18 protein-coding genes are annotated in these 16,742 nt (G+C 63.0%); 8 read left to right on the plus strand and 10 right to left on the minus strand.

The genetic code is table 11. The features are described from left to right. Positions 1 to 166 precede the first annotated feature (166 nt). The 7 genes from MJ8_RS00515 to MJ8_RS00545 all read right to left on the minus strand — a co-directional run bounded on the left by MJ8_RS00515 (position 167) and on the right by MJ8_RS00545 (position 5,824). Positions 167 to 2,188, minus strand: a complete 2,022-nt coding sequence (locus tag MJ8_RS00515; RefSeq protein WP_201412597.1) for a hydantoinase/oxoprolinase family protein — start codon at positions 2,186 to 2,188, stop codon at positions 167 to 169. 166 nt (positions 2,189 to 2,354) lie between these two features. Then, positions 2,355 to 2,729 (minus strand): endonuclease domain-containing protein, encoded by a 375-nt coding sequence (locus MJ8_RS00520; RefSeq protein WP_201412598.1) that lies wholly within the window; start codon positions 2,727 to 2,729, stop codon positions 2,355 to 2,357. 100 nt (positions 2,730 to 2,829) lie between these two features. Further along, positions 2,830 to 3,456 carry a CDGSH iron-sulfur domain-containing protein gene (locus tag MJ8_RS00525; protein WP_201412599.1) on the minus strand — a complete coding sequence of 209 codons (627 nt, stop codon included), beginning with the start codon at positions 3,454 to 3,456 and terminating at the stop codon, positions 2,830 to 2,832. A gap of 321 nt (positions 3,457 to 3,777) precedes the next feature. Further along, the gene (locus MJ8_RS00530; protein WP_201412600.1) at positions 3,778 to 4,125 is read right to left on the minus strand and encodes a hypothetical protein; all 348 of its coding nucleotides are present in this window, start codon (positions 4,123 to 4,125) and stop codon (positions 3,778 to 3,780) included. Positions 4,126 to 4,321: 196 nt separating this feature from the next. Further along, a complete protein-coding gene (locus tag MJ8_RS00535; protein WP_201412601.1) occupies positions 4,322 to 4,831 on the minus strand; it encodes a hypothetical protein in 510 nt (169 codons plus the stop codon). Between the two features lie 39 nt (positions 4,832 to 4,870). Beyond that, on the minus strand, positions 4,871 to 5,572 hold the full coding sequence (locus tag MJ8_RS00540) for a hypothetical protein (protein ID WP_201412602.1): 702 nt from the start codon (positions 5,570 to 5,572) through the stop codon (positions 4,871 to 4,873). Between the two features lie 78 nt (positions 5,573 to 5,650). Continuing rightward, a complete protein-coding gene (locus tag MJ8_RS00545) occupies positions 5,651 to 5,824 on the minus strand; it encodes a hypothetical protein (protein ID WP_225248095.1) in 174 nt (57 codons plus the stop codon). Between the two features lie 173 nt (positions 5,825 to 5,997). Between MJ8_RS00545 and MJ8_RS00550 the strand changes: the two genes are divergently transcribed. Continuing rightward, positions 5,998 to 6,396: a hypothetical protein gene (locus MJ8_RS00550; protein ID WP_201412603.1), complete on the plus strand. Its 399-nt coding sequence runs from the start codon at positions 5,998 to 6,000 to the stop codon at positions 6,394 to 6,396. Between the two features lie 23 nt (positions 6,397 to 6,419). Here the strand turns inward: MJ8_RS00550 and MJ8_RS00555 are convergent, their stop codons facing one another. The 3 genes from MJ8_RS00555 to lepA form a co-directional block, all read right to left on the minus strand. After that, positions 6,420 to 7,316 (minus strand): DNA adenine methylase, encoded by an 897-nt coding sequence (locus MJ8_RS00555; protein WP_201412604.1) that lies wholly within the window; start codon positions 7,314 to 7,316, stop codon positions 6,420 to 6,422. Next, positions 7,313 to 8,632, minus strand: coding sequence for a hypothetical protein (locus MJ8_RS00560; RefSeq protein ID WP_201412605.1), 1,320 nt, complete (start codon positions 8,630 to 8,632; stop codon positions 7,313 to 7,315). Before MJ8_RS00560 ends, MJ8_RS00555 begins: the two co-directional genes overlap by 4 nt. Positions 8,633 to 8,798: 166 nt before the next feature. Then, positions 8,799 to 10,604: a translation elongation factor 4 gene (gene lepA / locus MJ8_RS00565; protein WP_201412606.1), complete on the minus strand. Its 1,806-nt coding sequence runs from the start codon at positions 10,602 to 10,604 to the stop codon at positions 8,799 to 8,801. A 341-nt stretch (positions 10,605 to 10,945) separates the two neighbouring features. On the opposite strand from lepA, the gene MJ8_RS00570 reads away from it, so the two are divergent. The 7 genes from MJ8_RS00570 to MJ8_RS00600 all read left to right on the plus strand — a co-directional run bounded on the left by MJ8_RS00570 (position 10,946) and on the right by MJ8_RS00600 (position 16,739). Next, positions 10,946 to 12,046 (plus strand): TadE/TadG family type IV pilus assembly protein, encoded by a 1,101-nt coding sequence (locus tag MJ8_RS00570; RefSeq protein ID WP_318528198.1) that lies wholly within the window; start codon positions 10,946 to 10,948, stop codon positions 12,044 to 12,046. Between the two features lie 108 nt (positions 12,047 to 12,154). Continuing rightward, complete coding sequence (locus tag MJ8_RS00575; RefSeq protein ID WP_201412607.1) at positions 12,155 to 12,526, plus strand: endonuclease domain-containing protein; 372 nt, start codon at positions 12,155 to 12,157, stop codon at positions 12,524 to 12,526. A gap of 177 nt (positions 12,527 to 12,703) precedes the next feature. Next, positions 12,704 to 13,390, plus strand: a complete 687-nt coding sequence (locus MJ8_RS00580; protein WP_201412608.1) for a DUF1223 domain-containing protein — start codon at positions 12,704 to 12,706, stop codon at positions 13,388 to 13,390. Between the two features lie 88 nt (positions 13,391 to 13,478). Continuing rightward, positions 13,479 to 13,787: a hypothetical protein gene (locus MJ8_RS00585; protein ID WP_201412609.1), complete on the plus strand. Its 309-nt coding sequence runs from the start codon at positions 13,479 to 13,481 to the stop codon at positions 13,785 to 13,787. Positions 13,788 to 14,012: 225 nt separating this feature from the next. Beyond that, entirely contained in the window at positions 14,013 to 14,750 is a 738-nt protein-coding gene (msrA, locus tag MJ8_RS00590; protein WP_201412610.1) for a peptide-methionine (S)-S-oxide reductase MsrA, read from the plus strand. Positions 14,751 to 15,054: 304 nt separating this feature from the next. After that, the gene (locus MJ8_RS00595) at positions 15,055 to 15,981 is read left to right on the plus strand and encodes an ABC transporter ATP-binding protein (protein ID WP_201412611.1); all 927 of its coding nucleotides are present in this window, start codon (positions 15,055 to 15,057) and stop codon (positions 15,979 to 15,981) included. Continuing rightward, complete coding sequence (locus MJ8_RS00600; protein WP_127305553.1) at positions 15,978 to 16,739, plus strand: ABC transporter permease; 762 nt, start codon at positions 15,978 to 15,980, stop codon at positions 16,737 to 16,739. The genes MJ8_RS00595 and MJ8_RS00600 overlap by 4 nt, the downstream gene beginning before the upstream one ends. Positions 16,740 to 16,742: the final 3 nt, after the last annotated feature.

The raw sequence follows: 16,742 nt of genomic DNA on the forward strand, positions 1-16,742 counted from the left end.
CGGCCTTCCCTTCTCCCCTTGTGGGAGAAGGTGGATCGGCGCGCAAGCGCCGAGACGGATGAGGGGTGTTCCAGCGGAATAAGACGCTGGCTTTCCCTGGAGCACCCCTCATCCGTCGCCTTCGGCGACACCTTCTCCCACAAGGGGAGAAGGGGGACGTCGTGACTCACACCGCAATCCGCGGCCGTCCCGACGCCACCGCCACCACATGCGCCTCGATGAACATGCGCTGGCCCTCGATGGTCGAGACCTTGAACTCGGTGGCGACGTCGATCTCGGCGCTGTCGGTGCCGGCGTCCTTGGCGCGCTCGGCCGCGATCGCCCGCACGTCGGCCTCGGCCGCCGCGATCGCCTTTTCCTCCTCGGTGAAGTCGCGCACCGTCTGGCCCGATGCCAGCCGGAACAGGCCTTCCTTGGGCTGGCTGACGCGGGCCTCGGCCGAGACGCGCACCTGGCCGACCACGGCGCCGAGCGCGTTGGCGACGTCGGTGTCCTCCGGCACGATGCAGCCATTGCCGACCAGCGGCGGCAGGCCGGCATAATGCAGCGGCGCCGACGCGCCGAGGCCGATGACCGGGCGGTCGAGCGCGACGGTGAAGCGGGCGATGCCGGGATGGGCGTCGACCGCGCGCTGCACCAGCGCATGCGCGACGGTCGCCGCGCCGTCGAGCCCGTCCTCGGCGAAGGCGGTTTCGAGGATGTATTCGGCCGACCAGCGGGTCAGCGTGACCAGCACGCGCTCGGCGATCGCTTCCGGCGTCGCCGCGATCGCCTGGCCGCGGCCGTCGCGGCGGCGGGAAAACAGCTCGGCGCCGAGGCGCGCGGTGGCGGCGTCCCAGTTCGATTGCTTGCCGAGCACATGGGCGGCGTCCGACGGCGTGAAGCCGCAGATATGGACGAGGCCGCGCGCGACCAGCCGGTTCAGCGTGGCGTTCTGCGCGTTGGACGAGAGCAGCCTGTCGAGCGCCAGAGGGACAGCGCCGATCGCCTCGTAGAGCTTCGCCTCCGGTCCGGTGAGGCCGGCGGCAAGCCTGTCGGGCACGCCGGTGCGCACGGCGAAGCGGCCGTCCATGCGGCCGGGATTCGGCGCGCGCAGCTGCCGCTCAAGCTCGGCGGTGACCGCTTCGCCATGCACCATGCCGGCCAGCGCCAGCGGCACCAGGCGGCGCGGGCCGAGCAGGATCTTCGGGTCGAGCGCGCCGTCCTCCAACGCCACTTCCGAATCGCCGCCGAGGCCGAAGGTGCGCATGGCGACAGCCTCGACCATGGTGCGGAAGCCGCCGACGGTGGCGCCTTCCGGATCGAGCCGCGGCCGGCCGCCGTCGAGCACGGCGACGTCGGTCGTGGTGCCGCCGATGTCCGACACCATGGCGTCGTCCAGCCCGGTCATGTGGCGCGCGCCGACCAGGCTGGCGGCGGGGCCGGACAGGATCGTCTCGATCGGCCGCTGGCGGGCGAAGGCGGCCGACACCAGCGCGCCGTCGCCGCGCACCACCATCAGCGGCGCCGAGATGCCGCGCTTGGCGAGGAACCCTTCGGTCGCCGCCACCAGCCGGTCGATCATCGAGATCAGCCTTGCGTTGAGCAGCGTTGTCAGCGCGCGGCGCGGGCCGCCGAGCTTGGCCGACAATTCATGGCTGGCGGTGACCGGCAGGCCGGTCTTCTCGCGGATCAGATCGCGGGCGGCCAGCTCATGCGCCGGATTGCGCGTGGCGAAATAGGCGCAGACGGCGAAGCCCGACACCGAGCCGCCTAAATCCGGAAGCGCTGCCTCGAGCCCGGAGAGGTCGAGCTTGGCCGCATTGCCGTGCACGTCATGGCCGCCGGGGCAGAACACCACCGGATCGGTGCCGAGCGCCGTCTTCAGCCCGTCGCGGGCAAGGTCGGCCTCGGAAAAGCCGATCATCACCAGCGCCACGCGCCCGCCCTGGCCCTCGACCAGCGCGTTGGTGGCGAGCGTCGTCGACATGGAGACCAGCTTTATCGAGGCAGGATCGGTTTTGGCTTTCTCCAGCACCGCATCCACCGCGCCGGAAATGCCGACCGCGAGATCGTGGCGGGTGGTGAGCGACTTGGCCTTGGCCAGGACCTTGCCCTTGGGTCCGCCCTCCTCGGACCACAGCACCGCATCGGTATAGGTGCCGCCGGTATCGATGCCGAGGAAGAGAGGATGGGGCTTGGCGGTCATGTGCGGGCAGTCCGGGGTCGAGGGCTTTGTTTGCGAAGCCCTTAGCCGATACGAGCTGGCGGATAAAGAAGGGAGGGGTGGGCCAGGGAGGTTAGCCAATCTCCCCCCTCGTGGGGGAGATGCCCGGCAGGGCAGAGGGGGGCGCTGTCCCGCCGACCTTGCCGCGCTATTCGGATGGACTTCCGAGCCCGGTCACGATCACGATATGCTGGCAAACATTGTCGATGTCGCGAATGACATCGTTGTTCCAGAGCCGCAGGACGGTCCAGCCGTCTTTCTCCAGCCGCGCAGTTCGTGCCTCATCGCCTGCGACGGCATCGGCCTCTCCGTGTTGAGACCCGTCGACCTCAACGACTAGCTTCTTCTGCGGACAAGCGAAGTCCACGATATATCCGGCGATCGGAAACTGGCGCCGGAAGCCTAGGCCCATCAACCGATGGGCACGAAGCTCGTTCCAAAGCTTCAACTCAGCTGTTGTCATCACCTTGCGCATTGATCTGGCGTTGGCGCGGTGTCTTGGCGGCAGCGGCGTATGGGGCATTTGTATCGCTCGGTGATTGTTGAGGTTCGCACTCTACGGCGCCCCCCTCTGTCCTGCCGGACATCTCCCCCACGAGGGGGGAGATTGGCAGCTTCGACGCCTACCCCACAAACCCCACCCTCTTGTGGCTCCCGTCGCAAAACGGCTTGTTGGCCGAATGCCCGCAGCGGCAGAGGAACACCTTGGTGGTGCGCGCGATCGTATGCCCCGTGCCGGTGACGATCTCGGCATTGCCCTCGACCTTGAGCGGGCCATTGCTGGTCGGCGTCACCGTCAGCGGACCGTCCCGCGTCTCCAGCACCTGCGCCTCCTTCAGCGGCGGCTCCCCGGTGGCGGTGAAGCCGCCCTTGATGTGGCTGTTGTCGCAGAAGGGCTTGTTCTGCGACAGGCCGCAGCGGCAGAGCGTGGCGCGGAACAAAGTGTCCTCGCCAAGCACGATCTCGGCATGCACGGCCAGCGGGCCGTTCTCGCGCACGCGCACGGTGTTGACCACCGGCGGCTTCTCCTGCGGTCCGCCGTCCTTGCGCTTGTAGGTGACGGCCCCCGACGGGCAATTCTCCGCCAGCGCCACGACCCGTTCCACGCTCGCCGCGTCGGGATGGATCCACTCGCCCGGCGCGTTGGGCACGAAGACATGCGGATTGCCGAGCACGCAATTACGCGAATGGATGCAGCGCTTGCCGCTGAAAGAAACGTCGATCTTCTCGCCTTCGACCGTGCCTGCCATGGGGCTCTCCTCTGGTGGGTTGAGGCAAGGCTAGGGCCAGGCTGAGAAGGGCGTCAAGCTGGGAGGATGGGCAGTCGTTCCCTTCTCCCCTTGGAGATTGGCGAAAGCCAACGTGACAGCCAATCTCCCCCCTTGTGGGGGAGATGGCCGGCAGGCCAGAGGGGGGCGCCTCGCGATGACCTCTCAACTCAATTGAAGATCAAAACCTTCACCGAGATCTCTTGTTCGACACAACAAACACCGCGATCCTTCGCGCCCCCCTCTGCCCTGCCGGGCATCTCCCCCACAAGGGGGGAGATTGGCAGTTTCAGCGCCCTGCGCCTACTCCGCCAAATCCACCGTCTCGGTCGAGTGCTCGGTGCAGATGAAGCAGCAGGTGTCGCAGGGCTGGTCGTTGTCGGGGCCGACGCCGGCGGTGACGGAATCGTCGCCGTTCACCCAGGCCCCCCAGCAGATATGCTCGCCCGGCTCGCAGGAGATCGGCACGGATTTCCGCGCCTTCGGCCGGATGAGGAAAACCTTGTCGTCGCCCGGCCAGACCTTCTGGCTGTCGCGACTGAACAGCTCCAGCGCCACGCCGTCCGAACGCTGGTTGCGCACGAACACCGACATGTCGGCGGCGAAGGCCGGCGCGGTGAGGAGAAAGAAGGCGAGCAGAGCGCGAATCATGGCGAGGTCCCCGGGGGGAGTAGAGCACGGGTGGCATGTGGAAGCACCCTCACCCGGATTGCCAACCGAATTGCGAAGGGCAATTCGGGGCAATCCGACCTCTCCCCAAGGGGAGAGGAGGTCGCCGGCGCCTCCGCTGCCCTCTTCTCCCCTCGGGGAGAAGGTGGCCGCGAAGCGGCCGGATGAGGGGGCCTCGCTACCTCCTCACCGCCACATGCGGCGCGAATGTCTTCACCGCATCGACCAGGTCCTGGCCGCGCGCGTCGAGCGAGGAGATCTCCATATGCACGATGTTCCGGCCGAAAGGCATCAGGCCGAAGGCGTTGGCGGAAGAATAGCGGATGGCGTCGGGCGGCTCCGAGGTGAGCTCGAAATTGAGCATCGCCGCGCCCTTGCCGCCGGCGGCAAGCCGCACGCTCTTCACCTTGCTCCACGGCACCAGCACGTCGCCGGCGCGGACATCGCGGAAGCCCTGGCTGTCCAGGGTCACCTTGACCGACGTATCGAAAGCACCGCGCGCGATCAACACGCCGAGCCCGAGGCAGGCGGCGGCGAGCAGCGCGATCCACAGCACATGTCCGCCATCCGCGCCCGAGGCCAGGCCCTGCAGCGCGCCGAAGCCGAAGATGCCGCCGATCAGAAACGGCCCGACGGCGGGCAGGATCTTTCCCGACGCACTGTTGCGGAGTTCGAGCGGCGCGGCCATCGGACGAGATTGAGCCCGGAAACGGTTCGAGTCGAGGGGCTACACGTTGCCGCTTTGCGCGCCTTCGATCGGCTTTTCGGCAACGGGCCGTTCGCGACAGAAATAGAGCAGCGTCAGCATGATCGCGACCAGCAGGACAGCGAAGTAGAACGACACCCGGACATAGGCCTCGGCTTTCTCCAACGGGAAGGACTGGCCCCTGCTGGCGGCGCGCGCCAACATCGTGGCGATCATCGCGTCCCGGGAAAAGATGACGTTGATCGCGGTCAACGGGAGTATCGAGACAAACAGTAGGGCGTTGTAGAATTTGGCCCTTGGCTCGAACCGCAGCAGCACCGCGCCGCACCAGCTGTAGAAGGCGCTGAAGATCGCCACCGCCGCGAGCTTCAGCGGGCTATTCTCGACCATGAACAGGAACGGCGTGGTATCGCCGGGCTCGGATAGCCGCAGCAGGTACCAGATGCCGGATGCGAAGCCGAGCGTGCCAAGCAGCAGATTGGCCCATTGGCGACGGCCGGGCGGCTCGGTCCGCGCATAGCCGAGCAGCCATTCGCCGATCGAGACGTTTGCGCCGCGCAGGGCGGCCAACAGCACCAGCGAGACGGTCTGGCGCGCCGCCCAAGACGTCGGCTGGCCGAGCAAGGTCTCGGCAATGCCCGGAAACAGCCGGTCGATGAGCACGACGGCTGAATTTATCCAAATGAAATCGAGGCAAAGACTGACGAACAACAATTTGCGCAAGCTGCCCCCCAAAGCCGCGAACGAGACCGTCGGTCTAACCTTACCGCTCCGGCTTCAGCAAAGTCCAGCCGATGAAGCTCAGCACCAGAACGGATAGCCGAGCACCGGCAAAGGCGCGGAGCTGGGCAGAAGCGGCGCGCCCCACAGGATCATCAGGACCGAGGCGGCGAAGAGCGCGGCGGCGATGAAAGCCGTGAGCCGCATCCACAGCGCGAAATTGGCTTGCGCGCTGACCATGACCAGCCCGGCCAATCGCAGCGACGGTATCCGAGGTGGAGCGCATGTGATGTCTCCCCAAGCCGGGGAGAGGATACAACGAAGCCAGGGGATGGTGACGGTATGACCCTACGTTGCCTAAATCCATAATAGGATTCGAAATTAAGCAACGAATCTTCTAAATAGATGACGGGCTGGACTTGATCGTTATGAACCACACTTCGCTTATCATCCTAAAGACAACCAAGCAGCATTTTATAGGGGTAACGGAGCACCAAAAACACGCGTTGCGCGGGCGAATGACCAAAGCACATCAAGGCGACGTTCTTATAATCGCCGAGATCCAGGACAATGGCCCCGCCGTTGCCAAGTACGCGATGCAATTTAAGCAACAGTATGCTGACCACGTCGGTCAATCGGAAGTCATTTGGGGAAAGCGCTGGCGCTTCATAGTGGACGGCGAAAAGGGTTGCTGGTTGTCGAAGCCTTTTGCACCAGCGGCACTTAAGCCCGACGGGCCTTACGCTCAAGGAGGAACGTTGGTCTACGTACCGACCGCGGATGCCATCGATTTCATTGCAGCCGGCCACCTCTCCCCTATTTTATAGGGCGTTCCTGTTTATGAGCTCCATCAAGCGCTTTGAGCTATGGCCGCCGATCGCTGGGTATTTGGCATTCCGGTGGGTTTGAAACTTCTTATAGCGTGTACACTTTCAGGTAATGCTGTCGCGTGACTCGCAATTAAAAGCTCCGGCCGAGATTCCTTTTTCCTCGCCGAATATTCGAATTTCACCTCGTACACATGCTTTTGCAAATATATCGTTTTTATCAAACGGCAAACGTCATAGCTAAGAAACCACCTTGCATCCTTATTTTGAAGCGCCTCCCATAGCCCCTTGTGCTCCTCAGGTTCGTAGTAATACCTGTAAAGTTTTCGTCCGGCAGCGACGTAGGGCGGATCGAGGTACCAAACCTCATCTGGGCGCCGCCGCCATCTTATAAGGTCGACAGCATCTCCGTTTATCAACTCAACGCTCTGCAGAAGCGGAGAAGCCTGCTGGACTCTGTCGATTAGGGTTTTTCTATAAAATCTACAGTCTATCTTATATTTTGATAACTGTTTGTAGCCACCGATCGGTCCTCCGGTAATTATTCCAGAAAAGCACGTTCTGTTTAGAAACAGAAAAGCAAATGCCTTTTCCTTCAAATCCACGGGCCGGCCATTAACCAGGTAGGTTTGCATTTCCTGCCAAGTTTCGAGGTTGACCTCCACGCTCGAAATTCGATCCACGAGGTAGTCCGGATTCTCTCTAACGGTCGTCCAAAATGCATGTATTAGAGGATCTCGCTCGCACACGATTGCCCGCTTGACCCGCTTTTGACTTAACAATTCAAGCGATACCGACATGCCACCGCCATAGGGCTCAACAAGAGTATCCGTCGTAATTCCATTTATTCGCAATATATCGGCAAAGATAGGAGCAAATCCGCTCTTGCTTCCCGGGAAACGTAGAGGATTTACTGTCATGGTAGCTTCTGCAGCACGACACGTAGATGGTTTGCGATCCTCTTTACTTCTGTGCTGTTAGGCACAACTGCTGCGTGAACGCCCCACGATAGCCCAAGCTCATTGTAATTAGCTATAACAGAGTTTACCAGGCTGTTGATGGCAGGTCCCCTCCCGTTCTTCACGTTGGGAGGTAGAAGCCCTTTTTCATCTAACCGAAAGGCAAAAACCGTCTCTACCAAACCACGGAGAAGCAGGCACGCCGTCAATGGGCGGTTCGGCGTTACTTTCTTTATCTCTGAGGCGACTACGTGGACCGCTGGATCGGAAATTGTGACACGAAGAGTCTTGAAGAATGGGTCTCTGACCGCATCACGGTCCTTTCCTCCAGACGACTCAGCGTTGTCCTGACCCGCGTCTTGATCTTCACCCGACTTTTCATCAGCCTGATCTTGATCCTTGGCGCCGACGTCGTTTTCCGAGGACTCGAATATCCTATTTATCTCAGCAAGTTCCTCCATTTCATTCGCGCGAGTGTTTTTCGGAGGAGGTCCGCCGTCCGCTAATGGTAGGAGGAACTGCCGAACAATATGTTCAACAGCCCTTTTGGTGCGCTCTCGATTCTTGGTTAGCTCAAGCTTGAAATCCGCATTGAACGCCACGCCCAATGCGTCGCGGACGTCTTGCCTGCTTATAAAGCGGATGTACGGATTGGCCGAGAGGTGAATGTCGTTCAGACGCGCCTTCTCCGCTTTCGTCCAACGGGGCAGCGTTAAACCAAGGTCTACAAGCGCAAATTCTCGAATATCCCGGGCAACATCGGCCTTCGAGAAGCCAAGCGTGTCCGACACAAGGTCCAGACTCTTAAATTTTTCCCAATACCGTTGAGTCCGCCGAATCTTCTGCAAGACGCCCCATTGTTTAACGCCAAAAGTGGTATGCCGCCGAGTGATCACGGGTTCGGCGGCGACGCGGTCTGGCAGCAAATCGACGGACAACGTTCTCAGCGACTGACTTACCTCAGCGGTTGGTGCCGGAAAACTGTTCCTATGAGTTGCCGGGATCAAAGTTCGGTCGAGTAGTAGTTTTATCGCACAAAGGCGCCTGTTCCCTTCTACAACAACCATGGCCCCGCCTTCCCGAATTGCAATCAATCGTTCCCCGGGAAGGAGGCCGTTCTCTGCTATGCTGCGGGCGAGAACTGCTATATCTTCGAATACAACTAGCTGTTCAATAATTTGTGTCTGGCTGAGTTTCTCTCTGAGAAAGAAACGCGGGTTCTCATGGTCGAGCGCAAGATGGTCAGGCGCTGCATCAATAACCTCGAAATCGTACATAGTCCCCTTCCCCCCGAGGGCACTATGTTGGCATGCTCCGCTAAACGCAAGTGGGGTATTCTCGCCTAATCATTTTTCGTTGAGCTAATACAGATGCTACTATCGAAGCGCTACCTGGCTCCGTGCACCCATATTCATCAACGACATCCGACGCGCCAACGCCCCCTCAATCCCCCATCTTCAGCGCCTGGATAAACGCCTCCTGCGGGATATCCACCTTGCCGAACTGCCGCATCCGCTTCTTGCCCTCTTTCTGCTTGTCGAGCAGCTTGCGCTTGCGGGTCACGTCGCCGCCATAGCATTTGGCGGTGACGTCCTTGCGCAGGGCCGAGACGGTTTCGCGGGCGATGATGCGGCCGCCGATGGCCGCCTGGATCGGGATCTTGAAGAGGTGCTGCGGGATCAGCTCCTTCAGCTTCTCGCACATGGCGCGGCCGCGCTTTTCCGCCGCCGAGCGGTGCACCAGCATGGAGAGCGCGTCGACCGGCTCGTCATTGACCAGGATCGACATCTTCACCAGGTCGCCCTCGCGATAGTCGGTCAGGTGATAGTCGAAGGAGGCGTAGCCCTTGGAGATCGACTTCAGCCGGTCGTAGAAGTCGAACACCACCTCGTTGAGCGGCAGGTCGTAGGTGAGCATGGCGCGTTTTCCCACATAGGAGAGGTCGGCCTGGATGCCGCGCCTGTCCTGGCAGAGTTTCAGGATGCCGCCGAGATAATCGTCGGGGGTGAGGATCGTGGCGCGGATCCACGGCTCCTCGATCGAGGCGATCTTGACCACGTCGGGCATGTCGGCCGGGTTGTGCAGCTCCTTCACCGTGCCGTCGATGAGGTTCATGCGGTAGACGACGGAGGGCGCCGTGGCGATGAGATCGAGGTTGAACTCGCGCTCCAGCCGCTCCTGGATGATCTCCAGGTGTAAAAGCCCCAGGAAGCCGCAGCGGAAGCCGAAGCCGAGCGCGGCGGAGGTTTCCATCTCATAGGAGAAGCTCGCGTCGTTGAGGCGCAATTTGCCGACGGCGGCGCGCAGATCCTCGAAATCGGCGGCGTCGACCGGGAACAGGCCGCAGAACACCACCGGCTGCGCCGGCTTGAAGCCGGGCAAGGCCTTCGCGGTCGGGCGGCGGTCCTCGGTGATGGTGTCGCCGACGCGGGTGTCGGCCACTTCCTTGATCGAGCCGGTGAAGAAGCCGAACTCGCCCGGGCCGAGCTCGTCGACATTGACGCGGGCCGGCTTGAAGACGCCGGTACGCTCGACGAGATATTTGGCGCCGGTGCCCATCATGCGGATGGTCTGGCCCTTCTTCATCACGCCGTCGATGATGCGCACCAAGACGATGACGCCGAGATAGGCGTCGTACCAGCTGTCGACCAGCATCGCTTTCAGAGGCGCGTTGATGTCGCCCTCGCGCGGCGGCGGCAGCTGGTGGACGATCGCCTCCAGCACGTCCGGCACGCCCTGGCCGGTCTTGGCCGAGATCAGCACGGCGTTGGAGGCGTCGAGGCCGATCACCTCCTCCACCTGCTCGCGGATGCGCTCGGGCTCGGCCGCCGGCAGGTCGACCTTGTTCAGCACCACGACGATCTCGTGGTTGTTGTCGATGGCCTGGTAGACATTGGCGAGCGTCTGCGCCTCGACGCCCTGTGACGCGTCCACCACCAAGAGCGAGCCTTCGCAGGCGGCGAGCGAGCGCGACACCTCATAGGCGAAGTCGACATGTCCGGGCGTGTCGATGAGGTTCAGCACGTAGTCCTCGCCGTTCTTGGCGCGGTAGTTGAGCCGAACGGTCTGGGCCTTGATGGTGATGCCGCGCTCGCGCTCGATATCCATCGAGTCCAGCACCTGCTCCTTCATGTCGCGCTCCTCCAGCGCGCCGGTGAGCTGGATCAGCCGGTCGGCAAGCGTGGATTTGCCATGGTCGATATGGGCGACGATGGAGAAATTGCGGATGTGGTCGAGCGGCGTCGTCATGCGGCGCGCTTTAGCAGGGGCGGGGTTGAGGGGCAAGCGGCGGGGCGTCTCCCCCTTCTCCCCTTGTGGGAGAAGGTGTCGCCGAAGGCGACGGATGAGGGGTGTTCCAGCTTGGCGGCACCGCTTATCCAGTCGGAGTTCGCCAGCGTCTCACTCCGCTGGAACACCCCTCATCCGTCTCGGCGCTAGCGCGCCGATCCACCTTCCCCCACAAGGGGGGAAGGGAAGATCACATCCCGCTCACGAAATATTCAAAACCGCTTAAATGTTCATACACCGCTTTCGCGGATGTTTCGCGCCGGATGGTAAACCGACTTAGCTGCGACCACGAAGGCCCTGAAATGCCCAGTTCTGCCCGAAAGTTCAACCTGGCCGGGGTGGCCGGGACGGTGATGCAATTTCTTGCCCGACGCGACGGCTCGATGATGCCGATGATGGTGCTCCTGACGGTCCCGCTGGTGGCGGCGGTCGGCTTCTCGGTCGACTACACCTCGGCGGTGACGACGCGCAGCGACATGCAGAACGCGCTCGACGCCGCGGTCATCGCGGTCACCACGCTGCCCACCACGACGAGCTTTTCCGACCGCCAGACCGCGCTGCAGCAGGCCTATGCGGCCAATGCCGGCCAGGGCACGGCGACCCTGACCGGCGTCAATGTCGATGCGACCGGCACGGCGACCTTCACCGCCACGGCGAGCTACCCGATGCCCACCACCTTCATGCAGGTCGCCCGCATAAACGCGGTGCAGGTCGGCGTCGGCTCCTCGGTGCGCAAGACGCCGGCGCTGGTGCAGACCACGTTCAAGGTGACGAAGGTGTCGGGCTATTGGGCAAAGACCATGACGCTGTGGGGCACCAAGTTCGGCCAGACCACCGCCCAGAAGCTGATGACGATCAGCTACGCCTATAATGGCTATGGCGACCCGAAGGGCTACGGCACCACGACCGTGAGCACCGTCAACGGGTCCACCTCCACGGTGGTGCAGAGCCAGGCCTGCACCACCGGCACGCTGAAGAACCTGCAGAAGACCGTGCCGTCCGGAACGGCCATCCAGACCGATCAGTACGGCACGACTTATTACTGCGTCGATACCTTCTATCCTGCCAATGGCGGCGGCGCGGTCATCGACGTCAGCCAGATGGATCAGCTTTATCTCGAGATGGACGTGCCGTCGGGCAACCCGACCGTGCTCAAGTCCAACGATCCGACCACGTCGAACCGGCTCTATATCGGCACCAGCGCCACCAACCTGACGGAAGTGGCGACCGGCCAGAAGGTCGACATCTTCACCGCCGTGCCCTGCGGCCAGACCGGCTACCAGGCCTGGGAAGACGGCGGCAACGCGGTGCCGGCGGCATACACCAACGCCGACTTCTTCTACACCGTGCAAGGCAAGTGCGACTACAACCAGCGACCCTCGGAAACGGTGCTGACGCAGTGATGGCGCCTCTCCTTCCCCCCTTGTGGGGGAAGGTGGCTCGGCGCGCAGCGCCGAGACGGATGAGGGGTGTTGGACGGAGCGCGGCGGCCGGCTAGCTAGTCTGACGCAATGCCACATCAACCTGTCCCTCAAGCCAAGCGCGGCTTTGCCCGCAAGCTTCGCCGTGAAATGACGGAAGCGGAAAACAAATTGTGGCACGAACTGCGCGACCGCAGGCTCGATCGGATCAAGTTCCGCCGGCAGGTGCCTATCGGGAAATACGTTGCCGATTTCGCCTGTCTCGAAGCGAGGCTCATCGTCGAGCTCGATGGTAGCCAGCATGCGGACTCGGATTCCGATCGTATTAGCAGCGCTGAACTGAGGGCTAGCGGCTTTCGGGTGTTGCGCTTCTGGAACGACGATGTCCTGAAAGACCTGGACGGCGTCTGCGATACGATCATCGCCTATGTAAAGGATGACGGCCTGCAGCCCTGGCTGTGAGGCAGGATCAACGCCTCACTCCGCTGGAGGACCCCTCATCCGTCTCGGCGCTGCGCGCCGAGCCACCTTCTCCCACAAGGGGAGAAGGGAAGTGCGTAATCACAAACCGGTGAAGCTGTAACGAACCCCTCCAGCCCGGCGAAATGGGAGCATGACCCGCTACGGAGACTGCTTCCCATGACCGGATTGAAGACAAGCCTGCTCGCCGGCGCGATGCTTACCGCCACGCTAGGCGCCGCTGCCGCCCAGCCGCTCACCGTGGTCGAGCTGTTCACCAGCCAGGGCTGCTCGTCCTGCCCGCCGGCCAACGCCAACCTGATCAAGGTCAAGGACCAGCCGGGCGTGCTGGCGCTGTCGTTCAACGTGACCTACTGGGACTATCTCGGCTGGAAGGACACGTTCGGCCGCAAGGAATTCACCGATCGCCAGGTGACCTACGAGCCGTCGCTCGGCCGCGACGGGCCGTTCACGCCGCAAGTCGTGGTGAACGGCAGAAGCGACGGCGTGGGCGCGGCGCCAGGCGAGATCCAGAGCCTGATCGCAAAAGGCGGCCGCACGCAAGGTCCGGAGCTTTCGCTCGCCCAGGGCAAGGTCAGCATCGCAGCCGGCAAGGCGCCGGGCGGCGGCGCCGACATCTGGCTGGTGCGCTACACCAGGGGCGTCGTCGAAGTGCCGGTGGCGCGCGGCGAGAACACGGGGCGCACGCTGCCGCACGCCAATGTCGTGCATGCGCTGACCAAGCTTGGCAGTTGGAACGGCGAGGCCACCACGCTGCCGCTACCGGCGGCGACCGGCGGCTTGAGCACCGCGGTGCTGGTGCAGGCACCGGGCGGCGGACCGATCCTGGCCGCCGCCGCCAACTGATTTTCCTTATCTTCGCGCGGGGCCGCATGAAAGCGGCAACGCATAACCCGGCCCGCTTCCGCGCGCCATTACCCAAGGAGTACGACCCATGACCAAGTTCCTCACGCTGCCGGCTCTGGCCCTCGCGCTTTCGGCGTCCGTCCTTGTCGCCGGCGCCCGCGCCGACGACGCGACCAACGCGATGAAGCCCGCCAATGCGATGGCGACCGACGCCATGAAGCCGGCGACGGACGCGATGAAGCCGGCCGATGCGATGAAGCCCGATGCGATGAGCACCGAGGCGATGAAGCCCGCCACGGACGCGATGAAGCCGGCGACGACGGATGCGATGAAGCCGGCGGATGCGATGAAGCCAGCAACCGACGCCATGAAGCCGGCGGACACGACCGCTCAGTAAGGATGAGCCGAGCACTGCCCCTCACCCGGCCTCCGCTCCGCTCGGCCGACCTCTCCCCGGTGGGGAGAGGAGACTGTCAGCGCCGGCGCTCTCTTCTCCCCTCGGGGAGAAGGTGGCCCGAAGGGCCGGATGAGGGGGCGTCGGCGACTAGCCGCCGCACGGCAAAGTGAGAACCTCGTGGCGGCTGCGTTCGTATATACTGTGACAACAGCAAGGAGATCAGACATGAACGGCATAAAGACAAAAGCCGCACGGCGGCCATTCCTTGCCAAAGGCGCGCTGGCCGCCCTGGTGCTGAGCGCGGCCGCGGCCGTGTTCTGGCAGAGCCCGGCGCGTTCGGCCGAGGACGCGGTGGTGATCCCGCCGCCGGCTCTGGACGAGAAGGCGACGAGCGGCACCGAGAAGGCGATCTTCGCCGGCGGCTGCTTCTGGGGCGTGCAGGGCGTGTTCCAGCACGTCAAGGGCGTCAGCAAGGCGGTGTCCGGCTATACCGGCGGCAGCGCCGAGAACGCCGTCTATGAAGTGGTCGGCACCGGCCGCACGGGCCATGCCGAGTCGGTCGAAATCACCTACGACCCGTCGAAGGTCACCTACGGCCAGCTGCTGCAGGTCTATTTCTCGGTGGCGCACAACCCGACCGAGCTCAACTACCAGGGACCGGACCAGGGCACCCAATACCGCTCGACGATCTTCGCCGAGAATGACGAGCAGAAGAAGATCGCGGAGAGCTACATCGCCCAGCTCGACAAGGCCAAGGTCTTCCCGAAGCCGATCGTCACGACGTTGGAAACCGGCAAGACCTTCTACCCGGCCGAGGATTATCACCAGGACTTCCTGACGCTGAACCCGACCTATCCCTATATCGTCTACAACGACCTGCCCAAGATCGAGAACCTGAAGGCGCTGTTCCCCAAGCTCTACAGCGAAAAGCCGGTGCTGGTGCTGGCCTCCAGTAAAAGCTGACGAAGGCCGGTCAGTTGCCTGGCACGGATGACACGCCTTGGCGATTGGCCGAAACGCTCCTCGCGATCGTCATTCTAGGGTCTGCGCGCGTCGCTTCGCTCCTTGCTCCGCCCGTGGATGACGAGGCTCGGGCGGCTTCCGCCAATCTCGGGCGTCTGCGCCGATCGGCGGGCATGCCAGCCCGTAAACCGGGAGAAAGGCGCGCTCACTGTCCAGAATTGTCAGCAGGGGCGTCGCTTCCCATTTGCACCGGGCGGCATCCGACCTATATCAGGTCACCTTTTCCAGCCGGCCGTATTTCAGCATGTCGTCCATCATCTCGATCTCCGGTGTCACGAAAACCTATGCCACCGGCTTCAAGGCGCTGAAGGAAATCAATCTCGACATCGAGCGCGGCGAGATCTTCGCGCTGCTGGGACCGAACGGCGCCGGCAAGACGACGCTGATCTCGATCGTCTGCGGCATCGTCAACCGCTCGTCGGGGACCGTCACGGTGGATGGCCACGACATCGGCCGGGATTACCGCGCGGCGCGCAGCCTGATCGGGCTGGTGCCGCAGGAGCTGACCATCGACGCCTTCGAGACGGTCTGGGCGACGGTGAATTACAGCCGCGGCCTGTTCGGCAAGGCGCCCAACAAGGATTTCGTCGAGAAGGTACTGCGCGACCTCTCGCTCTGGGAAAAGAAGGATTCCAAGGCGATCACGCTGTCCGGCGGCATGAAGCGCCGGCTGATGATCGCCAAGGCGCTGTCGCACGAACCGCGCGTCTTGTTCCTCGATGAGCCGACGGCCGGCGTCGACGTCGAATTGCGCCAGGACATGTGGGCGATGGTCAGGCGCCTGCGCGAGGACGGCGTCACCATCATCCTCACCACCCACTATATCGAAGAGGCGGAGGCGATGGCCGATCGCGTCGGCGTCATCAACAAGGGCGAGATCATCCTGGTCGAGGGCAAGGCCGAGCTGATGCGCAAGCTCGGCCGCAAGCAGATGACGCTGGAGTTGCGCGCGCCGCTGTCGGCCGTTCCGGACGGGCTTTCCCGCTATCCATTGGAGCTGTCCGCCGACGGCAACCAGCTCACCTACACCTATGACAACCAGAGCGACCGTCCGGGCGTCGCCTCGCTGATCCGCGACCTCGAGGCGGCCGGCGTCCAGTTCCGCGATCTCGACACCAAGAACAGCTCGCTCGAAGAGATCTTCGTCAATCTCCTGAGGCAAGAGCCATGAACCTGCGCGCAGTATGGGCGATCTACCGGGTGGAGATGGCGCGCGCCTTCCGCACGGTGCTGCAGAGCATCATTTCGCCGGTCATCTCGACGTCGCTCTATTTCGTCGTCTTCGGCTCGGCCATCGGCTCGCGCATCAACGAGATCGACGGCATCGCCTACGGCGCCTTCATCGTGCCCGGCCTGATGATGCTGTCGCTGTTGACGCAGTCGATCTCCAACGCCTCTTTCGCCATCTATTTCCCGAAATTCGTCGGCTCGATCTATGAGCTTCTGTCGGCGCCGGTCTCCTATCTCGAGATCATCATCGCCTATGTCGGCGGCGCCGCGACCAAATCGATCATGCTCGGCCTGATCATCCTCGCCACCGCCGCTTTGTTCGTGCCGCTCAGGATCGAGCATCCGTTCTGGATGATCGCCTTCCTTGTGCTGACGGCGGTGACCTTCAGCCTGTTCGGCTTCATCATCGGCATCTGGGCGAAAACCTTCGAGCAGCTGCAGTTGGTGCCGCTGCTCATCGTCACGCCGCTCACCTTCCTCGGCGGCAGCTTCTATTCGATCCACATGCTGCCCGGCATCTGGAAGACGGTTACGCTGTTCAACCCGGTCGTCTACCTGATCAGCGGCTTCCGCTGGAGCTTCTACGGCAAGGCCGACGTCTCGGTCGGCGTCAGCCTCGGCATGACGCTGGTGTTCCTGGCCATCTGCATCGCGATCGTGGCGTGGATCTTCAAGACGGGCTACCGGTTGAGGAACTGACGG

Origin of the sequence: Mesorhizobium sp. J8, assembly GCF_016591715.1 — a bacterium.
Lineage (GTDB): Bacteria > Pseudomonadota > Alphaproteobacteria > Rhizobiales > Rhizobiaceae > Mesorhizobium.

Coding starts and splice junctions, on each gene's coding strand:
- MJ8_RS00515 (WP_201412597.1), bottom strand. CDS start 2,188: ATGACCGCCAAGCCCCATCCTCTCTTCCTCGGCATCGATACCGGCGGC.
- MJ8_RS00520 (WP_201412598.1), bottom strand. CDS start 2,729: ATGCCCCATACGCCGCTGCCGCCAAGACACCGCGCCAACGCCAGATCA.
- MJ8_RS00525 (WP_201412599.1), bottom strand. CDS start 3,456: ATGGCAGGCACGGTCGAAGGCGAGAAGATCGACGTTTCTTTCAGCGGC.
- MJ8_RS00530 (WP_201412600.1), bottom strand. CDS start 4,125: ATGATTCGCGCTCTGCTCGCCTTCTTTCTCCTCACCGCGCCGGCCTTC.
- MJ8_RS00535 (WP_201412601.1), bottom strand. CDS start 4,831: ATGGCCGCGCCGCTCGAACTCCGCAACAGTGCGTCGGGAAAGATCCTG.
- MJ8_RS00550 (WP_201412603.1), top strand. CDS start 5,998: ATGAACCACACTTCGCTTATCATCCTAAAGACAACCAAGCAGCATTTT.
- MJ8_RS00555 (WP_201412604.1), bottom strand. CDS start 7,316: ATGACAGTAAATCCTCTACGTTTCCCGGGAAGCAAGAGCGGATTTGCT.
- MJ8_RS00560 (WP_201412605.1), bottom strand. CDS start 8,632: ATGTACGATTTCGAGGTTATTGATGCAGCGCCTGACCATCTTGCGCTC.
- lepA (WP_201412606.1), bottom strand. CDS start 10,604: ATGACGACGCCGCTCGACCACATCCGCAATTTCTCCATCGTCGCCCAT.
- MJ8_RS00570 (WP_318528198.1), top strand. CDS start 10,946: ATGCCCAGTTCTGCCCGAAAGTTCAACCTGGCCGGGGTGGCCGGGACG.
- MJ8_RS00575 (WP_201412607.1), top strand. CDS start 12,155: ATGCCACATCAACCTGTCCCTCAAGCCAAGCGCGGCTTTGCCCGCAAG.
- MJ8_RS00580 (WP_201412608.1), top strand. CDS start 12,704: ATGACCGGATTGAAGACAAGCCTGCTCGCCGGCGCGATGCTTACCGCC.
- MJ8_RS00585 (WP_201412609.1), top strand. CDS start 13,479: ATGACCAAGTTCCTCACGCTGCCGGCTCTGGCCCTCGCGCTTTCGGCG.
- msrA (WP_201412610.1), top strand. CDS start 14,013: ATGAACGGCATAAAGACAAAAGCCGCACGGCGGCCATTCCTTGCCAAA.
- MJ8_RS00595 (WP_201412611.1), top strand. CDS start 15,055: ATGTCGTCCATCATCTCGATCTCCGGTGTCACGAAAACCTATGCCACC.
- MJ8_RS00600 (WP_127305553.1), top strand. CDS start 15,978: ATGAACCTGCGCGCAGTATGGGCGATCTACCGGGTGGAGATGGCGCGC.